Annotated in this window: 3 protein-coding genes; 1 reads left to right on the forward strand and 2 read right to left on the reverse strand. The window is 42.9% G+C overall.

The genetic code is table 11. The annotated features are described in order from the left end of the window. Positions 1–394: 394 nt before the first annotated feature. Positions 395–1,840 (reverse strand): hypothetical protein, encoded by a 1,446-nt coding sequence (locus FJM67_RS18045; protein ID WP_140591870.1) that lies wholly within the window; start codon positions 1,838–1,840, stop codon positions 395–397. After that, positions 1,830–2,915, reverse strand: coding sequence for a nucleoid-associated protein (locus tag FJM67_RS16985; RefSeq protein ID WP_140591872.1), 1,086 nt, complete (start codon positions 2,913–2,915; stop codon positions 1,830–1,832). Before FJM67_RS16985 ends, FJM67_RS18045 begins: the two co-directional genes overlap by 11 nt. 131 nt (positions 2,916–3,046) lie before the next feature. On the opposite strand from FJM67_RS16985, the gene FJM67_RS16990 reads away from it, so the two are divergent. Then, the gene (locus FJM67_RS16990; protein WP_140591873.1) at positions 3,047–3,592 is read left to right on the forward strand and encodes a hypothetical protein; all 546 of its coding nucleotides are present in this window, start codon (positions 3,047–3,049) and stop codon (positions 3,590–3,592) included. The last annotated feature ends 55 nt before the right edge of the window (positions 3,593–3,647 follow it).

Genomic DNA, 3,647 nt, shown 5'->3' on the forward strand with positions numbered 1-3,647 from the left:
GCATTCATATTGTGTGCTCCGTGGATGAATAGACGAAACACAGTTTGGGCGGGGTTAAGCGCGAAAACTAGAGGCTGATTTAGTGACGCTTACGCAGTATGTCCGTTTAAGTAGGCTCACGCCTACTTGTAACTAACTCGCTGACGTCTCCTAACGTTTGCCGTATGATACTTCGTCTCTAAAAATATGAAACATAACAATAACATTAGCTTAAGCATTATTTATTGGACAGAATTGCGAAGCCAAGATTTTAGCTTTTGGTATCACGGCTATGGATCACAGATATTGGGTGCAATAAAGCCTCTCAGTAGCCAACGTAAGTTCTGAGCCAACCGCTGGCACTTAAGATCAATTGATCGCGTAGACACTCTGAGCCCACTCGATGAGAGCGCCTTTATAAAGAGGGACTTAGAACCGTCGTTAGAATACTCTGCAAGTTACAAACGATGAGAATTAAACCAAGATAAAGTAGGGCAATGACAAGCGTAGCGAAGTGAAATGTCTTGCGGCGCTTTTCGATAGGTTTTAAAAAGTTCTGTTGTTGGTCATCCGTTCTAGTGTAGTTTTGCAGTACTTTCAGCCAATGAGTATTTTCTTGCTGAGTAAGACAGTCGTCTCTCATATGCACCAAGATTTGCAAGGTAATCGAAACAAATAGGTAAACGCTCATGACACTAAGTATAAGAGTCATGGCGTTGTTCGTGAGAAGGGTCTCTATATCAATGCGCTGAGCTCTGGCCATGAATGAAAAACTCAGAAAGACCAAGATACCTAGTGTGTCCCTCGCAAGGCTGCTTACAAGAGAACGCGTTTTTGTTGCATACAAATCTGCTTGCGTTCTCATATCTTTGATTAGGTCTCGAACTTCTTTGTGGTAGTCGTCCTTTCGATCAAGGATGACAAACGCATAAGAATCTTTGGCCTGTTCTAATGCCCGCTCTAGATACTTTCCTAGTGATTCCAGATAGCTATCAGAATCGTTCATATCGAGAGATAAACGATCCATTATCAACTGTAAACGTGTCTCAGAACGCTCTTCATAGACCCAAATGACAGCTTTATTCAATTCGTCCAAGAGCCCGTTTGAGATCTTTTCCGTACCGTTAGACAAAACTGCGATTTGCTTTTTACTGCCTTTTACAGTGACCTTCTCTATGCCATCGACAGTTTTGAGTTCTTGCACTAAGCACACTGCAAGAAGCTTAGCAATACTTCGTTTCAAATTAGGAAGATTGTCGAGCTTTGAGCCTGCGCTACTGAGAGAGATAGAACGAGGGCACACACGAACTGACTCGGTGGTATTTACGTGAACTAGGTTATGAACGTCGTCAGAGCTAGGGAGCTTAGTCTCCACATCAGGGAAGCTAGAGTTAGTCCCAATGGCATAGAAGTTTTCTCCACCAATTGGCTGATCTAAGCCGTTTACTAAAAACAGTCGAGTTCGCCTGTCATAGGTGTGGTTATCTTTATGAAATGGTTCGAGGCACTCTAAAAATGACAAGAAGCACTCACTATTGAAAAAGAGACAAGTGTCATCTGCCACATCAGACAATTTCTTGGCAATATCATCTTTGCTTAATGTAATCATCCAAGGTCCGGTGCCTTCATACATCTCAGCATCGTCTAAATCCGCCATGTCGAGCGAGCGTTGGCTGCTCGTATCATACATCGCGACTATTTTAGGCGTGTCTATCCCATCTCGATCCAGTGTCTGCAAGAATGAAATCAGCGCACCATCTTCAGCGTTTACCTGCCCAAAAAATAGGCTTTCATCCTCTAAAATCTCGGAGAATTTGCTGGCAATAGTGTTATATAGATCGAAGAAATCTTTACTTAACATTGGTCTTTAGTTTTCTAGTCGTGATGGTCATAACCGTCTGATGCTCTTGGCGGTCGATCTCAATTCGAGACTTACTTTGATCGCCAGTATAGCTGATCTCTACCCCTTCATCTGTAATGTATTTTACCGCTTTGTCGCCTGACCGTATCGCCTCGGGAACGATGCTAAAGCTTTGACCATAGACCCCTTCTTTTTTGAGCTTTTCTCCAAGCGTATTCCTCAAAGCTTTTTCTTTAGCGGGGTTGCTGTCTTTGACAACGTATTTTATAAAGTCATCTGTTTTAAATGTACTGTTGCTATTGAGATATTCGAATGATCTGCCACAGACGGTGTTGTAGTTTTCTCCATCAGAAAAAGACTCAGTTTTCTCCGCAGTGTTAGCCCATCTCCTAACCGTTCTATTTGCTTTATCTGTAAGAATCGCCCCCTTGTCTTTTGGCGTGACTTCCATGAAGTCTCGGAAGTAGTCCGTTATGCCTGGGCCGTCTTTTGTATCAACTGCTAAGACATCCCAAGAGAACTCGCCGGAGAGGTCTATGATGGCACTTTTACTAATTGCCTTTCTATCTTGAACAAGTGAGGTATGAGATGCATCGACGGTAGCGATCATTTTACCTGTCGTCGGATCTGTGTCGTAGCTGTAAGGAAAACTTGATTGCTTGTTAATTTTTAGCAGAAACAAGGCGTGTTTCGGTTGGCCCGGGGCAAAGTCGTACTCCACCAAAGAGAATACAAATACACCATCTGACATTTGCGCTTTATGATGCCCAGTAAATTCACGAGCAGCATCTTTGGAGATTTGTAGGAACTTAGATGGATTTTGAATAAGGTCTAAGCCTTTATCTTTCAGGTTGCCACCATAGGTTGTGAACAAGAATTGAGTGCCTTCAGCGGTGTGCTTGAAGTGATCTGTGAAGAACTTTTCTTGAGCAGGAAGCAGAGTTACTTCGTCTATTTCAACAACGGAGACCAACTTATTTGCAGGCTTTTTGTCCACTTCGATGACGTGAAAGATGAAGCTTTTAATCTTGATACTGTCGCGTTGTTCGGAGGTAAAAGAGGAGTCTATTGGCATGATCTGTCCTTAGTTTGAGTCATCCGCATGTTTGATATTAGATCAAAATTACACCCCATACCACACCAGCCCTTGACAGTAATCTAGCAAAACGCTGATATATTGGCGGTCTTAACCAACAAGGACGTGACATGGCACACAACAAGTCCCTCTTCTGGCTGGCAATCATTATTCCACTCGGTTTGGCTGCGACTGCGACTGCGACTGCGGCTGGCTGGATTCTTGATCACAGTTCTGCGCAAAACTGGCACAACCTCCTGAGGTCGGCTTCAGGTATCAATGAAGTGCTTGGTTTGATGAAACCTCCCTTGGATTTGGCTGCGTTAGTGTTTCCTTGTGTGGCACTAGTGACGGCCAATCACCGCTCTATTCAATCAAAGGCTCAGTTGGATAAGTCTGATAGGCAGTTACAAACGACTAAGGTGCAAATTGCAAACACTGAACGTCAGATTGAAATAACTAGGAGCAAAAACACGTTTGATCAATACTACAATCACGTAGAACAATTTCAGAAAATGAATAGAGGTTTTACTGATCGCAACGGTATACAACGTGTGGAAGTATTTGATGAAATGGATATATACAGGAAGATATTTGATGGGAGTTCACCGTCGAATTTTTCACCAATTGCAAGCCCATTTGTAATCCCCCCGAAAAATGATTGGGGTTTTAAGTAGAGAGTTTTATGATCAACGTATCAGGAGCGATCTATGAAAAAATCACGTTTTACCG

The organism is Maribrevibacterium harenarium, from assembly GCF_006385675.1.
Taxonomy (GTDB): Bacteria; Pseudomonadota; Gammaproteobacteria; order Pseudomonadales; family Marinomonadaceae; genus Marinomonas; species Marinomonas harenarium.